At 63.9% G+C, this 17,711-nt stretch carries 16 protein-coding genes; 10 read left to right on the plus strand and 6 right to left on the minus strand.

Going from position 1 to position 17,711, the window contains the following annotated elements; genetic code table 11:
- Positions 1-198: 198 nt before the first annotated feature.
- The gene (locus U5A82_RS07800) at positions 199-888 is read right to left on the minus strand and encodes a ZIP family metal transporter (RefSeq protein WP_326289928.1); all 690 of its coding nucleotides are present in this window, start codon (positions 886-888) and stop codon (positions 199-201) included.
- Between the two features lie 13 nt (positions 889-901).
- On the opposite strand from U5A82_RS07800, the gene U5A82_RS07805 reads away from it, so the two are divergent.
- From U5A82_RS07805 to U5A82_RS07820, 4 genes are all read left to right on the plus strand, one after another.
- Complete coding sequence (locus U5A82_RS07805) at positions 902-3,178, plus strand: xanthine dehydrogenase family protein molybdopterin-binding subunit (protein ID WP_326289930.1); 2,277 nt, start codon at positions 902-904, stop codon at positions 3,176-3,178.
- Complete coding sequence (locus U5A82_RS07810) at positions 3,168-3,374, plus strand: flavodoxin (protein ID WP_326289932.1); 207 nt, start codon at positions 3,168-3,170, stop codon at positions 3,372-3,374. Before U5A82_RS07805 ends, U5A82_RS07810 begins: the two co-directional genes overlap by 11 nt.
- Positions 3,375-4,200: 826 nt before the next feature.
- Positions 4,201-4,536 (plus strand): DUF6481 family protein, encoded by a 336-nt coding sequence (locus tag U5A82_RS07815; RefSeq protein WP_326289933.1) that lies wholly within the window; start codon positions 4,201-4,203, stop codon positions 4,534-4,536.
- Positions 4,537-4,847: 311 nt separating this feature from the next.
- Positions 4,848-5,468: a polyamine aminopropyltransferase gene (locus tag U5A82_RS07820; RefSeq protein WP_326289935.1), complete on the plus strand. Its 621-nt coding sequence runs from the start codon at positions 4,848-4,850 to the stop codon at positions 5,466-5,468.
- 109 nt (positions 5,469-5,577) lie between these two features.
- Here the strand turns inward: U5A82_RS07820 and ilvD are convergent, their stop codons facing one another.
- The gene (gene ilvD, locus U5A82_RS07825) at positions 5,578-7,428 is read right to left on the minus strand and encodes a dihydroxy-acid dehydratase (protein ID WP_326289937.1); all 1,851 of its coding nucleotides are present in this window, start codon (positions 7,426-7,428) and stop codon (positions 5,578-5,580) included.
- Between the two features lie 359 nt (positions 7,429-7,787).
- Between ilvD and U5A82_RS07830 the strand changes: the two genes are divergently transcribed.
- Both U5A82_RS07830 and U5A82_RS07835 read left to right on the plus strand, forming a co-directional pair.
- On the plus strand, positions 7,788-8,342 hold the full coding sequence (locus tag U5A82_RS07830) for a L,D-transpeptidase family protein (RefSeq protein WP_326292877.1): 555 nt from the start codon (positions 7,788-7,790) through the stop codon (positions 8,340-8,342).
- Between the two features lie 268 nt (positions 8,343-8,610).
- Positions 8,611-9,945, plus strand: a complete 1,335-nt coding sequence (locus U5A82_RS07835) for an MFS transporter (RefSeq protein WP_326289939.1) — start codon at positions 8,611-8,613, stop codon at positions 9,943-9,945.
- Between the two features lie 19 nt (positions 9,946-9,964).
- Here the strand turns inward: U5A82_RS07835 and ahpF are convergent, their stop codons facing one another.
- The 3 genes from ahpF to betI all read right to left on the minus strand — a co-directional run bounded on the left by ahpF (position 9,965) and on the right by betI (position 13,054).
- Positions 9,965-11,548, minus strand: coding sequence for an alkyl hydroperoxide reductase subunit F (ahpF, locus tag U5A82_RS07840; RefSeq protein ID WP_326289941.1), 1,584 nt, complete (start codon positions 11,546-11,548; stop codon positions 9,965-9,967).
- A 163-nt stretch (positions 11,549-11,711) separates the two neighbouring features.
- On the minus strand, positions 11,712-12,275 hold the full coding sequence (gene ahpC, locus U5A82_RS07845; RefSeq protein WP_326289943.1) for an alkyl hydroperoxide reductase subunit C: 564 nt from the start codon (positions 12,273-12,275) through the stop codon (positions 11,712-11,714).
- Between the two features lie 140 nt (positions 12,276-12,415).
- Complete coding sequence (betI, locus tag U5A82_RS07850) at positions 12,416-13,054, minus strand: transcriptional regulator BetI (protein WP_326289944.1); 639 nt, start codon at positions 13,052-13,054, stop codon at positions 12,416-12,418.
- 114 nt (positions 13,055-13,168) lie between these two features.
- Between betI and U5A82_RS07855 the strand changes: the two genes are divergently transcribed.
- Positions 13,169-13,633 carry a hypothetical protein gene (locus tag U5A82_RS07855; protein ID WP_326289945.1) on the plus strand — a complete coding sequence of 155 codons (465 nt, stop codon included), beginning with the start codon at positions 13,169-13,171 and terminating at the stop codon, positions 13,631-13,633.
- 197 nt (positions 13,634-13,830) lie between these two features.
- Entirely contained in the window at positions 13,831-14,151 is a 321-nt protein-coding gene (locus tag U5A82_RS07860) for a hypothetical protein (protein WP_326289947.1), read from the plus strand.
- 12 nt (positions 14,152-14,163) lie between these two features.
- On the opposite strand, the gene U5A82_RS07865 is transcribed toward U5A82_RS07860, so the two are convergent.
- Positions 14,164-14,526: an ArsR/SmtB family transcription factor gene (locus U5A82_RS07865; RefSeq protein WP_326289949.1), complete on the minus strand. Its 363-nt coding sequence runs from the start codon at positions 14,524-14,526 to the stop codon at positions 14,164-14,166.
- Between the two features lie 289 nt (positions 14,527-14,815).
- Between U5A82_RS07865 and U5A82_RS07870 the strand changes: the two genes are divergently transcribed.
- Entirely contained in the window at positions 14,816-15,943 is a 1,128-nt protein-coding gene (locus U5A82_RS07870; RefSeq protein ID WP_326289951.1) for a site-specific DNA-methyltransferase, read from the plus strand.
- 173 nt (positions 15,944-16,116) lie between these two features.
- Positions 16,117-17,184, plus strand: a complete 1,068-nt coding sequence (gene folP / locus U5A82_RS07875) for a dihydropteroate synthase (RefSeq protein WP_326289953.1) — start codon at positions 16,117-16,119, stop codon at positions 17,182-17,184.
- The last annotated feature ends 527 nt before the right edge of the window (positions 17,185-17,711 follow it).

Consider the following 17,711-nt stretch of genomic DNA (forward strand, 5'->3'; position numbering starts at 1 on the left):
CTGCCGGCGGTATCGGATGCTTGGGCGCACATATTTACATTGACGTATGAGTACCGGCGTTCGTCACGGCTGCAGAGCAGATTTGTGAAGATCAGCGCTTATCGGTCCAGCTTTAGTAAGACTATGTTAAAACGAAAATCTGCCGATCATTATTCGGCGGATTCGATGCAATCGCTGTCCACCAAACTGCGCGTCCCTCTATCCCCCGCCCAGCCGCCCCAGCGAAAGCGCTAGCATAGCGCCCAACGCCGTAGCTACGCCGGCCCAGTGCCGGTCCTCCTTGAAAGCCTTAGGAAATACTTCCGTGGCGAGGCTGGCGATCACAGCGCCAGCGGCAACGCAGCGGATCGCCGCCAGATGCGCTTCGCTCGCGCTTTCCAGCAGCAAATTGCCCGATATGGCCGCGCCGGAAAGTAGCGCTGCCGTTGCAGCCCACAATCCGAATATCTTTCCGTTCGAAAGGCCTTTCCCGCGCATATCCCACGCACCACCCGCCGCTTCGGGAAGGTTGGACAAAAGGATCGACCCGGCCAGTGCGGCGACCTCCATCGGCCCAGCGCCGATCAGTGCGACGCCAAGCGCGAGATTTTCCGGCACTCCGTCCAGCGTGATCGCGGCCAGCAAGCCGCCACCCGACTCCCCGCCCCATGTCTCGTCAATCAGATAGTCGATAACGGCAAACAGGACCGCGCCGGCGGCCATGCCCCCCATAACGACCCACAGCGCGCTCTTGTCGAGGGAAGGCTGGATAAGCTCGGTTGTCACCGATAACAGCAGCGCGCCGCCAGCCATCGCAATAAGAAAGCCGTCGATCCACTTGGGCAACCGCCCATAAAGCCCCCAGGCCGCTCCTGCGAGCAGCGCACCCGACACAACAGTCACGACCATCACCGCCATCAGCATGGCACGCAAACCGTGGTGGGGGGCCGGATGTTCCCGTTGCGCGGGTGTCCTCGCGATCGTGACGGCCGATAATGCCGGCCCGATCAAGAAGCAGGGGTTCTACATCGCTAAGCCGCTCGCTGGCCCGGAGATCGAGCATTACCATCAGGCGATCGCGCTGGTCGTCGCCGAGACGTTCGAGCAGGCGCGTCATGCCGCATCTCTGATCCGCGTCGATCATGCGCGCGAGCAAGGCGCGTTCGATCTCGCCGCTGCACGGGCTGGCGCAAAGCCGCATCAGCGTCAGCCCGACGTCCGCATCGGCGACTTCGACACAGCGTTCGCGTCGGCCCCGGTGAAGATCGATGGTACTTACACCACCCCCGACCACAGCCACATGATGCTCGAGCCGCACGCCACGATCGCGCGCTGGGATGGCGACCACCTGACGATATGGTCGGCGCAGCAGATCGTCGGTTGGGCGCGGCGCGACCTGGGTAACAAGCTCAGTATCCCGCAGGACAAGATTCGCGTCGTCGCGACCTACATTGGTGGCGGGTTCGGCGGAAACGGCAGTGTCTGTTCGGATGCGATCCTCGCAGCGCTTGGCGCTCGCGCGATCGGCCGCGCGGTGAAGGTGACGTTGCCGCGCCGGCTCATGCCGAACAACACGAGCCACCGCCCCGCCACGATCCAGCGCGTCCGTCTGGCGGCGGGTCGCGACGGCAAGCTGGTCGCCGTTGGCCACGAAACGCTGTCGGGCAATCTGCCGGGGGGCGGCCCGGAGATTGCGGCTGCGCAGACGCAGTTGCTCTACGCAGGAGCCAACCGTCTGAACCTGACCCGGCTCGCGACGCTCGACTTGCCCGAAGGCAACGCGATGCGCGCACCGGGCGAGGCGTCGGGCCTGATGGCGCTCGAAGTGGCGATGGACGAGCTGGCCGAAAAGCTGGGGATGGACCCGGTGGAGCTCCGCATCCTCAACGACACCCAAGTCGTACCGGGTGCGGACCCCGGCCGTGGGGCTTCGACTGATCCGCAATCGACAAGCGGCAATCAGGGCAAAGAGGAGCAGGGGCCGCGTCCCTTCTCCATACGGCAATTCATCCCGTGCCTGCGCACGGGTGCTGAACGCTTTGGTTGGAAGGAGCGTAGCCCCAAGCCCGGCAGTCGCCGTGAAGGCCGCTGGCTGATCGGCATGGGGATGGCATCCGCAATTCGCGGCGCACCGATCATTCCGGCGGGTGGGCGTGTCACGCTCGACGGCAAGGGGATCGTGACCGTCGAAAGCAACATGACCGACATGGGAACGGGCAGCTACACCATCATCGGCCAGACGGTTGCAGAGATGATGGGCGTGCCCCTCGATCGTGTCGAGGTGAAGCTTGCCGACTCCGATTTCCCCGAAGCATTCGGAGGTGGCGGACAAGGCGGTGCCGCATCAGCCACGGCCGGTGCCTACGCCGCATGCGTCAAACTGCGCGAAGCCGTGGCGACGAAGCTGGGGTTCGATTCTGCTGATACCGAGTTCGTCGACGGTGAGGTGCGTTCCGGCAACCGACGCGCCCCGCTCGCGCAGGCTGCGAAGGATGGTGCGATCACTGCTGAGGACAAAATGGAATATGGCGACCTGTCCAAGCGGTTCGAGCAGCAGACCTTCGGCGCTCATTTCTGCGAAGTCGCGGTGGACGCCTATACTGGCGAAATCCGTATCCGGCGGATGCTCGCCGTTTGTGCGGCCGGACGTATCCTCAACCCCATTACCGCCCGCAGCCAGGTGATCGGCGGCATGGTCGGCGGTGCGGGCGCGGCGCTGATGGAAGAGTTGGCTGTCGACAAGCGCTTCGGCTTCTTCGTCAATCACGACCTCGCGGGATACGAAGTGCCGGTCCATGCCGATATCCCGCATCAGGAGGTGATTTTCCTAGAGGAGACCGATCCCACCATGTCGCCTTTAAAGGCAAAGGGTGTGGGCGAGCTTGGCATTTCCGGCGTCGCGCCGGCAATCGCCAATGCGGTTTACAACGCAACCGGCGTACGGGTGCGGGAGTATCCGATCACGCTCGACAAGCATCTGGCGAAGTTGCCGGAGTATCGTGTGATGCAGGGTGCGCACCGGTTCTCGCGGCGTGCCGTACTAGCGACACCAGCGATGCTTTCGCTGGCCGGGACGGCATGTGCCAGGGAACCGGAGCAGCCCGGTATGCCCTCCGGCAAGACACTGGTCGCGTATCTCACCCGCTCGGGCAATACCCGCGTGATCGCGGGAACATTGCAGCGAGTTCTTGGGTGCTGACCTCTTCGAAATCCGTCCTGCGGGACCCTATCCCGAGGATTATGAGCAGCATGTCGCGCAGGCCACGCGCGAGCGTGACAGCGGGTTCGAACCTTCCTTGGCAGCCACAGTCGATAACATCGCCGCCTATGACACCGTCTTCCTTGGCTTCCCTATCTGGGGGAGACGGCACCCCCGCCGATCCGCTCATTTTTGAAGGCTCACAATCTACGCGGGAAGACGCTTCGACCGTTCATCACCCACCGCGGATATGGTGTCCACGGCGGATATGGTGTCGGTAGTAGTCCGGCGGTTTTGGCATCCCACGCGGTCGGCACGATGATTGAGAAACTGTTCGTCATGGAAGCGGACGAAGGACGGCGCACTCTCAATCAGGTCCGCGACTGGATAGGTAAGACTGACAGCTAAATGTGTCGAACTATTCTGGGAATATGTGGCGCGTTGAAGCAGAAACCTACCACCAGCATCAGATCCTCAAACCGCCGCTTTCGTCAGATTCGGACGTTCGCGTCAACACGGCTAAATGTCCTGATGTGGTCGCGAACTGCCGGCAGATGTGCAGGAAATCTGAAGTTAAGTGACTCGAACAGCCGCCGAAACGCCTCAAAAATAGCTGGGGGTATGATGGGGGGTATCAGACCATTTGACTTTTCAAAGTTACCTGAATAAAGGGATTTTCCGGTGCTATTCAATGACCGTAAGCGGCACCATTTTTCGGGCTTTGCTCGCGCATTTCTCTTTTGGAAGCGTTTGGACCTGGACGCGACGCGGGTTCCCCGATCGGCAGGCTTTTGGCGCATCTCCCATCCTTGCCCGCCCATGATGTCACCCCCCATATGTTTCGATCATGCATGACGGCGCGGGCGTTGTTCAGGTAGAAGACCCAGGCGGGACGATCGACCCGCATCATGCTCCGCCGGCCTGGCTGGCGGAACCGATTATTGAAATCATCCTGTGCGATGCCTGTGCCGACCCGTACCGACCGGTTGCCGTATCGCCTATCAGAAGGACCAAGGCAGACTATGCGAGGCTATAGAGAACCCGGTTTCCAGGACCGGACCGCAGCGGCGAAGGGCGCCAAGCAGAAGGCGCTGGACCTGCTGCGCGATAAGCCGCCGATCGACGAGGCCGAACAGGCCGATCGCCTGGCCAAGCGCCTGGCCAAGGAAGCGGCGGCGCGCGAACGGCGCGAAGAAACCCTGCGCGAACGCGAAGCCGCCAAGGCCGCCAAGCGTGAAAAGGCGGAGGAGGCCGCTGCCGCCGCGAAAAAGGCGAACCCCGAGCCGGTCGTCCTGACCGAAGCGGAGCGCAAGGCTGCGCGCGACGCGCGCTACGCCGCCCGCAAGGCGCGCAAGTAACGCATTTTCAAGTCGACCGCTCCTGGTCGGCAGCCCTGGGCAACGCACCATCCCATCAGGATGGCGCGTTTGCCACCCATCGAAAAACGCTCCAGCCGCTGCCCCAGCGCGTCCATGAGTGTCCGGTCAGACCCGGCCAACCCCCGTCATCGACCGACCATGAAGGATCGTTTCTGGACCAGATATATAGTGCCGCTGGGCATGTAGAGCGCACCGATCTTCATCCTCCCCTGTCCGTCGAGGAAAAGTCGACCTACCGGTCCTATCCCGTCGACGTCGTCGATACGGCCGATATTCCTGGTGGCGGGCGGTTGCGCCTGCTCAAGTCCGGCGATCATTTCTCCATCCAGTTCGGGTCGGAAGAATTGATGGGCAGTTGCGACCATGTTTCGGAAGAAGCGCTGGCCACGCTGACCGCCGAGCGGCTTGCGAACCGCGACGGTTCCGTGCTGATCGGCGGCCTGGGCATGGGCTTTACGCTGGGCGCGGCCCAGTCCGCCTGGTCGCCGCGCGCGTCCATCACCGTGGCGGAACTGGTGCCCAAGATCGTGGAATGGGCGAAGGGGCCGGTCGCGCATCTGTTCGGCGGCGACCTGTCCGATCCGCGCGTCACGATCAAGGTCGGCGATGTGCATGACGTGATCGCCGGTGCGCCGGACGGGTTCGACGCCATCTTGCTGGACGTGGACAATGGTCCCGACGGGCTGATCCAGGCGGAAAACGAGCGACTCTATTGCCACTGGGGCCTCAAGTCCACCTATGCCGCGTTGAAGGCCGGGGGTGTGCTGGCGGTCTGGTCGGCCTATCCGGTGGCCGATTTCGGTTCGCGGCTGGAGGATGCCGGGTTTGCCGTGGACCTGGTCGAAACGCCCGCTTTTATCGGCGAGGGCCACGACTTCCATTATATCTGGTTCGCGTCGAAGGCGCATTGAGCGCTGTTACGACATCACGGCGATATCGAGATATAGGTAGCTGTTCCCCGGCGAAGGCTGGGGAACAGCAAGCGCCCCGCCGCCCGATCGGGCAGCGGGGCCAGCCCTATCAGCGTTCGATCTGGCTCACGTCGCGCACCGCGCCCTTGGCGGCGTTGGTCGTCATTGCGGCATAGGCGCGCAGGGCGGGCGACACTTCGCGCTTGCGGCCGAAGGGCTTCCACGCCTTGGCCCCGCGCGCTTCCATCTCGGCGCGGCGTTCGGCGAGCAGGGCGTCGTCCAGATCGACCTTGATGACGCGGGCGGGGATGTCGATGACGATCGGGTCGCCGGTCTGCACCAGCGCGATCAGCCCGCCTTCGGCCGCTTCGGGCGAGACATGGCCGATCGACAGGCCCGACGTGCCGCCGGAAAAACGCCCGTCGGTGATAAGCGCGCAGGCCTTGCCCAGCCCCTTCGACTTCAGATAGCTGGTCGGGTAGAGCATTTCCTGCATGCCGGGGCCGCCCTTCGGCCCTTCGTAGCGGATGACGACGACGTCCTTTTCCTTGACCTCGTTACCCAAAATGCCCGCGACGGCCGCGTCCTGGCTTTCATAGACGCGCGCGGTGCCGTGGAAGACAAGGATGCTTTCATCGACGCCCGCCGTCTTTACGATGCAGCCTTCGGGCGCGAGATTGCCGAACAGGACGGCGAGGCCGCCATCCTTGGAAAAGGCGTGCTCGGTCGAGCGGATCACGCCCTTTTCACGGTCGGTGTCGAGGTCTTCCCAGCGCTCGGCTTGGCTGAACGCCGTCTGGGTCGGCACGCCGCCGGGCGCCGCGCGGTAGAAGTTGCGCACTTCCTCGCTATTGGTTCGGCCGATGTCCCAGCGCGCGAGCGCAGCGGCCATGGTCGGCGCGTGGACGGTCGGCAGGCTGGTGTCGATCAGGCCGCCCCGTTCCAGTTCGCCTAGGATCGCCATGATCCCGCCCGCGCGATGGACGTCCTCCATATGCACGTCGCTCTTGGCTGGCGCGACCTTGCACAGGCATGGCACGCGGCGCGACAGCCGGTCGATGTCGGCCATGGTGAAGTCGATCCCGCCCTCATAAGCGGCAGCCAGCAGGTGCAGAACGGTGTTGGACGATCCGCCCATGGCGATATCCACGCTCATCGCGTTTTCGAACGCGGCGAAATTGGCGATGCTGCGCGGCAGGACGCTGGCGTCGTCCTGCTCATAGTAACGCTTGGTGATGTCGACGATGACATGCCCCGCCTCGCGGAACAGGCGCTCGCGGTCCGCATGCGTCGCCAGCGTCGATCCGTTGCCGGGCAGCGACAGGCCCAGTGCCTCGGTCAGGCAGTTCATCGAATTGGCGGTGAACATCCCCGAACATGACCCGCAGGTCGGGCAGGCGGAGCGCTCGATCGTCTTCACTTCCTCGTCGGTATAGCTTTCGTCGGCGGCGACGACCATCGCGTCCACCAGGTCGAGCGCGACCTTCTTGCCGCGCAGGGTCGTCTTGCCCGCTTCCATCGGCCCGCCCGACACGAAGACGACCGGGATGTTGAGGCGCATCGCGGCCATCAGCATGCCCGGCGTGATCTTGTCGCAGTTGGAGATGCACACGACCGCATCGGCGCAATGGGCGTTGACCATATATTCGACGCTGTCGGCGATCAGATCGCGGCTGGGCAGCGAATAGAGCATGCCGCCATGGCCCATCGCGATGCCGTCATCGACCGCGATGGTGTTGAATTCCTTGGCGACGCCGCCCGCCGCCTCGATCTCGCGCGCCACCAGCTGGCCCAGATCCTTCAGGTGCACATGGCCCGGTACGAACTGGGTGAAGCTGTTGGCGATCGCGATGATCGGCTTGCCGAAATCCTCGTCCTTCATCCCCGTCGCGCGCCAAAGCCCGCGCGCGCCCGCCATGTTGCGGCCGTGAGTGGTGGTGCGAGAGCGGTAGGCGGGCATTTTCACAAGTCCTTCGGATGAATAGTCGCGGCCCCTCTACAGCGGCAAGCGCAGGCTGTGAAACATATTATTCCTCTTTGCCGCCCTTGTCAGGCTTTCGCGCATCTCACCGCCAGCCGATTGTCATTTTATTGCGAGAGCATGGGCGGACCCGCGGCGATTTTGTCCCAGCCCGGGACCTGTGGCGACAGGATCGCACGGTGGGACTGGCGCTGGCCGCAATCATGGTTAAGAAACTGTTCATGCCTTGCTTCCGGCCATCGCCCCTTTTGCGTCCTTTCGTCTTGGCCGGTGCGCTGGGCTTGTCCCTGCTGCTGTCCGGTTCGGGCGACCCGGTGCGCGCGGCGGGGGAGGCGGCGATGGCGCCCGGCGGCTATCGCTGGCTGGGGGAGGGGCCATGGGACGCGTCGCAGGATGGGCCTATATATATGGTCATCAGCATCGAGCGGCAGATGATCCATGTCTATAGCGGCGACCGGCTGATCGGCGTGGCGAGCGTATCGACCGGCATGAAGGGGCATCGCACCCCGACGGGCGATTTTACCATCTTGCAGAAACGGCAATGGCATCGCTCCAACCTCTACAGCAACGCGCCCATGCCCTTCATGCAGCGGCTGACCTGGGACGGGATCGCGCTGCACGCGGGGCATAATCCGGGCTATCCCGCCAGCCATGGCTGCATCCGCCTGCCCTATGCCTTTGCCCGGCAGCTGTTCGCGCTGACGAAGATGGGGACGCTGGTCGAAGTGACACAGGCCCGGCTGAGTGCCGCGCTCCAATATGATTCGCTCGTGCTGGGTGATCCGGGCAGCACGGTGGTGACGTTCGGTCCGGCGGGGACGGGACGGAGGGCCTCTCCCGCGCAGGACGATGGCGTACCGAGGCTGGAGGTCGATCCCGCGATCTTTGGATGATGGGGTGATAGTCGGGCAGAAGGGGCCCCTTCTGCTCCCCTCCCTTTCAGGGAGGGGCCGGGGGTGGGTGCGCCGCGTTAGCGGCGCTCTACCGTCGCTGGAGCCGGTGTTCGCTGCGCTCACTACCCACCCCAACCCCTCCCTAAAAGGGAGGGGCTATATGTCCGTTTCCCACGCATATTTACCATGCCGCCTGTCGCAGGCCTCTTCCAACGCAGGCGGGATCAGGGCAGACAGGGGCGTCAAGCGGTGCGGCGAAGGAGCATGTATGAAGGCCGATCCCATGCCGCCCCAATCTCTACCCACCCGCTCGCTGCCGACCCGGTCATTGGCCGTCGCGGCGCTCTCCACCATCGTCGAATGGTATGATTTCACCCTCTATCTCTATTTTGCGACGGTGCTGTCGCGCATCTTCTTCGGCGGCGGCGCGGTGGGGCTGGGCGATGCGCTTGCGGGGTTCGCGCTCGCCTATCTGATGCGGCCGGTGGGCGCGATCGTCTTCGGGCATATCGGCGACCGCTATGGGCGGCGGCTGACGATGCTGCTGTCGATGGGCATGATGACGGCGGCGATGCTGGCGACCGCGATGCTGCCCACCCATGCGCAGGTCGGCCCGGCGGCGGGGTGGATGATGATCGGCCTGCGCTGCCTGATGGCCTTCTCCGTCGGCGGCGAATATACCGGCGTGGTCGCCTATCTGCTGGAGGGCGCGCGGGCGGAGCGGCGCGGGTTCGTCACCTCGCTGGCATCGGCGGCGAGCGAGGTTGGCGCGCTGCTGGCGGCGGGTGTGTCCGCGATCACCGTCGCGGCGCTGGACCCGGCGACCCTTGGCGACTGGGGCTGGCGCATCCCCTTTCTGGTCGGTGCGGCGCTGGCGGGCGTGATCCTGCTGGCGCGATCGACCATGGCGGAATCGCCCGATTTCCTGCGGCAGCAGGCGCTCTCGACCACGCCGACGAATCCACTGGCCCACAGCCTGCGCCATCATAAGGCGGCGATCGGGCGGGGTTTCGCGATCTCCGCGCTGGGATCGATCACCTATTATGTCGGCATCACCTATGTGCCGAGCTTCCTGTCCGCCATGGGCACGACCGGGGAGGCGGATGCGCTCTGGCTATCGACGCTGGCGGCGGGCGCCGTGATCCTCGTCACGCCGCTGACGGGGCTGCTGACCGACCGGATCGGGCGCAAGCCGGTGCTTATCGCGCTGGCGCTGGGCGGCGCAGTCCTGCCGATGCTGATGTTCCTGCTGATGCAGGGCGCGTTCGCCGTGGCGCTGGCGGGCGCGGTAATCCTGGCTTGCCTCGGCGGCGCGGTCAGCGCGGTCGGCGCGGTGACGACGGCGGAGCAGTTTCCGGGCGAGGGGCGCTTGAGCGGCCTCGCCTTCGGCGCGACCAGCGCGACGGCCCTGTTCGGCGGGTTGACGCCCTGGCTGGCGCACTGGCTGATCGCACGCAGCGGCTGGGCGCCAGCGCCCGGCGCGATGATCGCGGTGGTGGCGGTTTGCGTTTTGCCGGTGCTGGCGATGCTGCCGGAAACCGCGCCGCGGATATTGGGGAGACGCAAAACGGCCGACCCGTCGCCGGATCGGCCGTCTTCGTAAACCCCGCTCAGGGTTGTCCTTAAGCCGCCTGCGCCGCTTCCTCGCTCGCCGCAGGCAGGCGGATGAGGTAATCGAAGGCCGACAGCGCCGCCGTCGATCCCGCACCCATCGCGATCACGATCTGCTTGTACGGCACCGTCGTGCAGTCGCCCGCCGCGAAAATACCCGGCTGGCTCGTTTCGCCGCGCGCATCGATTTCGATCTCGCCACGCGGCGACAGGGCGATCGCATCCTTCAGCCATTCGGTATTGGGCACCAGGCCGATCTGGACGAAGATGCCCTCCAACTCGACATCATGCTCCGTGCCATGGTTGCGGTCCTTGTAGGACAGACCCGTGACCCGCTCGCCATTGCCGTCCACCTTGGTCGTCAAGGCCGACGTGATGATCTTTACATTGGGCAGGCTGGCGAGTTTCCGCTGCAACACGGCGTCGGCGCGCAACTGGCTGTCATATTCGACCAGCGTCACATGGGCGACGATCCCGGCCAGGTCGATCGCGGCTTCGACGCCGCTATTACCGCCGCCGATCACCGCCACGCGCTTGCCTTTGAAGAGCGGGCCGTCGCAATGCGGGCAGTAAGCGACGCCCTTATTCTTATATTCCTCTTCGCCCGGCACGCCCATCTGGCGCCAGCGCGCGCCGGTGGACAGGATCAGCGTGCGGCCTTTCAGCGACGCGCCATTGTCCAGCACGACTTCATGATAGCCGCCTTCGATCTTGCTCGGGATCAGCTTCGCCGCCTTTTGCAGGTTCATGATCTCGACATCATAGTCCTTCACATGGGCTTCCAGCGCAGAGGCCAGCTTGGGCCCTTCGGTGCGCGAAACCGAGATGAAATTCTCGATATCCATCGTGTCCAGCACCTGCCCGCCGAAGCGTTCGGCCGCGACACCGGTGCGGATGCCCTTCCGAGCCGCATAGATGGCCGACGCCGCCCCAGCGGGGCCGCCGCCGATCACCAGCACCTCGAAGGGATCCTGTGCCTTGATCTTCTCGGCCGCGCGCGCTTCCGCGCCGCTGTCGATCTTGGCGACGATCTGCTCCAGTTCCATCCGGCCCTGACCGAAGGGTTCGCCGTTCAGGAAGATGGTCGGCACCGCCATCACCTTGCGCGCGTCGACTTCATCCTTGAACAGCCCGCCGTCGATGGCGACATGGCTGATCCGGGGGTTGAGGACGCTCATGAGGTTCAGCGCCTGCACCACGTCCGGGCAGTTCTGGCACGACAGCGAGAAATAGGTTTCGAACGCGAAGTCGCCGTCCAGATCCTTGACCTGTTGGATCAGGTCCTGCGCCGCCTTCGACGGATGGCCGCCGACCTGGAGCAGGGCGAGGACCAGCGAGGTAAACTCATGCCCCATCGGCAGGCCCGCGAAGGTCACGCCGATATCGGTGCCCACGCGGCGGATCATGAAGCTGGGCTTGCGATTGTCATTGCCGTCCACGACCGACACCTTGTCGGACAGTTCGGCGATCTCGCCCAGCAATTCGCGCATGTCGCGCGACTTCGCGCCGTCGTCCAGCGACGCCACCAACTCGATCGGCTGGGTGATGTTCGCCATATAGGTCTTCAACTGACCCTTGAGATTTGCGTCCAACATCTTGTGCGTCTCCATGGATTACTGCGCGCAACGATCCGTTCGCCAGACGGCCCGAAGGCCCGGCGCTTGCGTTCGAAGATAGCGATGCATTGCGTTATAAAAACCCCGCCGGGCCGGGGAGCCGTGGCTCGACCCGGTCCGGCAGGTGCCTTTGCAGGGCTTTTTAGATCTTGCCGACCAGGTCGAGCGAAGGCGCGAGGGTGGTTTCGCCTTCTTCCCACTTGGCAGGGCACACTTCGCCCGGATGGCTGGTCCAATATTGCAGCGCCTTGATCTTGCGCAGCAGTTCGACCGCATTGCGGCCCACGCCCTCAGGGGTGATTTCGACCAGCTGGATCACGCCTTCGGGATCGAGCACGAAGGTGCCACGGTCGGCCAGGCCCACGCCTTCACGCAGGACGTCGAACTGGTTCGACAGCGCGTGGTTCTGGTCGCCCAGCATATAATAGTTGATCTTGCCGATCGCGGGCGACGTGTCGTGCCAGGCCTTATGGCTGAAATGGGTGTCGGTCGACACCGAATAGACTTCCACGCCCAGGCCCTGCAGGGTCGGGTAGATGTCGGCCAAGTCTTCCAGCTCGGTCGGGCAGACGAAGGTGAAGTCGGCGGGGTAGAAGAAGAAGACGGCCCACTTGCCCTTGACGTCGGCATCGGTGACGTCGACGAACTTGCCTTCCTTATAGGCGGTGGCCGTGAAGGGCTTCAGGGGGGTGTTAATGAGAGCCATAGGCTTTCGAATTCCTTTTATCGAGGTTGCCGTTGCCCGACCCATGTAGGGAGCGGGGCGCGTCGAGGGAAATTGGTTTTCTGAGATGTGTTAAGTGACAAAAGCGATCACTGCCTATCGCTTTGATCGACCGGCTCGACTTAAATCTGCAACAGTTTCGCCATGGCCTGCTCCACCATCGCCTGCGCCTCTTCCGGTGAAAAGGCCGACCGGTCCAGGCAGAGTTCCAGCCACAGGCCATCCACCAGCGCCGTCAGGCTGATCGCTGCGATTCGCGCCTGCGCGTCGTCCAGTGTCGGCACGGCGGCGCGCAGCAACGCTTCCAGCTGCCGCCGCGTGCCGCCATAGACCTGCGCATGCACGGCGGCGATCCGGGCGTCGGATTTGACGAGGCTCCAGAAGGCGATCCAGGTGGCCAGCAGGTCCGGGTCGAGGATGGGATCGCGGAAATTGGCGGTTAGACAGGCGCGCAACCGATCGCGCGGATCGTCGCCCGCGGCCTCCACCGCCGCGTCGAGCGCCGCCGACACCTTTGCCCCGACATCGGCATAGGTGGCCAGGATCAGCGCATCGACCCCCTCGAAATAATGGGTCAACAATCCCGACGACACGCCCGCCTGCGCGCAGATGGCGCGCACCGACGTGCCGCTCACGCCCTTTTCCGCCAGGCATCGCGCCGTCGCCTCTATCAAAGCCTGCCGCCGCACATCCGCCGCCGCGCGCACGAAGCGCGCTCTTGGTCTGGCGATGCCGATGCGTGTCCCGCTTCTCTCGATCATGCTCATTCCCCCTTATCGTCTTTGCGCGCGGACGGTGCGACTGACAAGATGCCGTCGGTGCGAACCGGGATCGATCCGGCGGCCTGGGTGGTTCAGGTCGGGACAAGAAGGAGATTGATCGATGATGCGCGCCCTTTCCCCCTGTTGCTGTTGCCCGTCCTGCTCGCCGGTTGCAGCAAGAGCGCGGACAACGCCGCTGCGCCAGACAATGTGGCCAATGTCGCGACGGTCGAGACGATCGAGGATGGCGACGCTGTGCCTTTGGGCAATCAGGCCGCCGACGCGCGCCTGCCGACGGACGACTGGGTCGGCAAATGGACCGGGCCGGAGGGGCTGTTCCTCGACATCCAGCGCTCGCCCAACGGCAAGCCTGGCCATTATGCGCTGACCAACAAGGATAAACTGGACCGCCAGGGCGACTATGCCGGCGTGGCCGAAGGCATGACCATCCGATTCGCGCGGGATGGCAAGGATCTGGTGATCCGGCCGGGCACTGGCGAGCAGACCGGGTTCAAATATCTGGCGGGCAAGACCGACTGCCTGATCGTGGTGGTAGGGCAGGAGGGCTACTGCCGCTAGGACCAAACGACATTCAGCCCTGACGGCCTGCAAATGGCTATTTTCCGTGCTTCCGGTGCTCACGTACTTTTAGTACGCTGCGCTCCGGGTCACGAAAAACAACCATTTTCGGCTCGTCATCATCTGAATGTCGATTGGTCCTAGATTAGGGGCTACTGATAGCTGGTCAGCGCCCATAACCATGCTATGCGCACGCCATGCAGCATGTGAACACCCTGGCCGGAACCGTCGATGTCGACGGGCTGAAATATGAATGGGAATTGCGGCGCGAGCCGCAATGGAGCGACATTGACGGATGGCAGGGCATGACCGTCGCGCTGGTGCAGAAGGATATGCAGCGCGGCGCGCTGCTGGAATTCCCGCCGCCCAAGCGCCTGTTGAAGGGGCTGAAACCCGGTCGCCTGCAAATCAACGACGCCATCATCGCACGCGGCGTCCGTGCGGCGCTGCTGGCGGGATGGGAGCCGGAATCGCGCGGCAAGCCGGTCGTCTTCATGGTCGACGCGGACGGCAATTAAGCGGCGCGGCGCCTAACCGCCCAATCCCTCCAGCGCGGAAAAGCGCTGCGACCACAGCGCGCCATGCACCGCCATCCACTGGATCACCGGCCCCAGTCCCTTCACGCGCGCGGCATACCAGGTTTCGCGTCCGGCGCGGCGGGCGGTCACGAGGCCGGCACGTTTGAGCTTGGCCATATGGCGCGACACCATCGGCTGCGATACGCCCGATTCCTGCGTCAGCGCCTGCACATTCTGTTCGCCTTCGCGCACCAGCGTTTCCAGCAGGGCGCGGCGAGTGCCATCGGACAAGGCCTTGAACAGGGCATCGGTCGCGGCGTTGCGATCGGCGTCCGCTTTACCTGCACCTGATTCACGCAATGATTCATTCGTCATGGTTAACCCATAATCATCGGGTTATGGATTGGTCAAGTTTTCGACGCGAAAACACCCGATCAGCCGCGTTAACCAAAAAAAGTCTAACGGAGCGCGGGACAGAGTCTTTTGCGCCACACCGCCCGATATGGAGTCTGGGTCAACTCGCACGACTCTATATCTTGTAGGTCATGGTTCGTTCTCATGCCCGTTAACTATTTTCTGAACGGTCGCGCCTAAGCTGCTGATCTTGACGCCGGACTCCCGAGGACTTATCGCTAGGCCTCAAGACGAATTCGGGGGCTTTGATATGGGTGTGATGGAGCGCGTCGCTGCGCCGCGGCGGAAGAAGGCGATCGTGCCGGTCGAGATCGAGGCCGACCGCCTGCTGCGCGGCGACTGCATCGCCGAAATGGCCAAGCTGCCCGACAATTGCATCGACATGATCTTCGCCGATCCGCCCTATAATCTCCAGTTGGGCGGCGACCTGTTCCGGCCCGAGGGCGGCCGCGTCGATGCGGTCGATAATGACTGGGACAAGTTCGACACGCTGGGCAGCTATGACCGCTTCACCAAGGCCTGGCTGCGCGAGGCGCGCCGTATCTTGAAGCCCAATGGCTCCATCTGGGTGATCGGCAGCTATCATAATATCTTCCGCGTCGGCACCGCGCTCCAGGACGAAGGCTTCTGGATTCTCAACGACATCATCTGGCGCAAATCCAACCCCATGCCCAATTTCAAGGGCACCCGCTTCACCAACGCGCATGAAACGCTGATCTGGGCGAGCCAGGGCGAAGACGCCAAATATACGTTCAATTACAAGGCAATGAAGACGCTCAACGACGAACTGCAGATGCGCTCCGATTGGGTGCTGCCGATCTGCGGCGGGCAGGAGCGGCTGAAGCGCAACGGGACCAAGGCGCATCCGACGCAAAAGCCCGAGGCGCTGCTCTATCGCGTGATGCTCGCCTGCACCAAGCCGGGCGACGTGGTGCTCGATCCCTTCTTCGGCACCGGCACCACCGGCGCGGTCGCCAAGCGGCTGGGCCGCAAGTGGATCGGCATCGAGCGTGAGAATGATTATATCGAGGTCGCGCTGGAGCGGATCGAAGCCGCGCTGCCGCTGGACGAAAGCGCGCTCACCATCATGCAGACCGCGCGCCAGCAGCCCAAGGTCGCCTTCGGTACATTGGTCGAAACGGGCTATCTGACGCCGGGCGCGACCTTGATGGACAGCAAGCGCCGCTGGCAGGCGGAGGTCCGCGCGGACGGTTCGCTGCTCGTGGGGACCGACACCGGATCGATCCACAAGATGGGCGCGACGCTGCAAAATGCGCCGAGCTGCAACGGCTGGACCTTCTGGCATGTCGAGGTGGAAGGCAAGCTCACCCCGATCGACAGCCTGCGCCAGACCTATTTGCTGGCGAACGAGCCCTAATCTCTCTCCTCCGTTCGGGCTGAGCCTGTCGAAGCCCCTTCTTTTTGAAAAGAAGTGTAGGCCCCCTTCGGCGAAGCTCAGGACAGACTTCGACAGGCTCAGGCGAACGGAGTTGATATGACCGCTCTCAATATCCCCCCCATGCGCGCCTCTACCTTCGGCCCACATGGTTCGTGCCGACACCGATCGGCTTGCCGGACGGGTCCGTGGCGCGGATGGGCAATGGGCTGATCTGGTTCCAGGCCTATGAACTCAGCGCCTTCGACGGCGCGCGCCGGATCGCGCGGGCAACGGTGCCGGTCGCCGATTTCGACGCGGCGATCGCGACGCTGCCCGATGCGCTGGCGGCGCGGGCGCAGCGGCTGGCAGCCAACATCTCGGCGATCCGCGCGCCTTTGCAACTGGGCGACCGCACCATCCGCTTCGACGCGCCGCAGGTGATGGCAATCCTGAACGTCACGCCCGACAGTTTCTCCGACGGAGGCAAGCATGTCGGCGATCCGCAGGCGGCCGCCGACGCGGGTTTCGCCATGGCGGCGGCGGGTGCGGCACTGATCGATGTGGGCGGCGAATCGACCCGGCCGCGCGCGCCCAAAGTCTGGGAAGGCGATGAGATCGCCCGCATCGCGCCGGTGATCGAACGGCTGGCCGCGGCGGGCGTGCCGGTCTCGGTCGACACGCGCAAGGCTGCAGTGATGGAAGCCGCGCTGTCCGCCGGTGCGAAAATCGTCAACGATGTCAGCGCCCTGGCGCATGATCCGCGCAGCCTGGATGTCGTGGCGCGTGCGGCATGCCCCGTCATCCTGATGCATGCGCCTTCGTCCGGGGACGATCCGCACGACAATCCTGCTGGTTATGGCGAGGTCGTCGCGGACGTGTTCGACCATCTGGAGGCGCGGATCGCCGCCTGCGAAGCGGGCGGCATTGCGCGCGCCGACATCCTGGTCGATCCGGGGCTGGGCTTCGGCAAGTCGCTGGCCGACAATCTGGCGCTGGTGAACGGCCTGGCGACTTTCCAGGCGCTGGGCGTGCCCTTGCTCTTCGCGGGCAGCCGCAAGCGCTTGATCGGCGCGCTGTCGAACGAAGCGCCTGCCGCCGACCGGCTGGGCGGTTCGGTCGCGCTCGCCTTCCGCGCGGCGCAGCTTGGCGCGCAGATGGTGCGGGTGCATGATGTCCGCGAAAGTGTCCAGGCGCTCCACATGTGGCGTGGTTTGGCGGATGCGGGGCTAAGCGCGGTTTAGAAAGCCGAACGGGCGTTGCCGATGCGGGGCTGAATAAGATCCGTCATGCCAGCGCAGGCTGGCATCTTAGGCAACGAAGCGCAAGAACGCCTGAGACCCCAGCCTTCGCGGGACCACCAATATTGTAACTCGCTGGAAATTGCGATCTGATCCAATATAGCTGGGGAGCGGCCGTAGGGGTAATAGATCAAGTGCTCTATCGGATTGATTTTGATAGATAATTCAAGACAAATGGCAATCCGTCCCCACGAACGTTCCCATATTTTGCATGGGTTGCGATGGGAATTGAATGAGGCTGGGCCGGCGACTGTCCGCCCCATCATCAAATTATTGAAGGCAAAACCATTATATTGCCTAGCTAGACGGCGCAAGAAATCCCAGGCCGTCCTATGCCTCCGCCTATGGGCGCACTCGGCAGCCGTCGCAAGGCACTAAATTCACATAGAAATCTGTTCGAGGAAGTGTGTTCAGACACTGACAGCCGTCGTTCACCCCTGTTCCCTCCGCATGGCCGCTCTATGGAAGCA

It is taken from the genome of Sphingobium sp. CR2-8 (assembly GCF_035818615.1).
Taxonomy (GTDB): domain Bacteria; phylum Pseudomonadota; class Alphaproteobacteria; order Sphingomonadales; family Sphingomonadaceae; genus Sphingobium.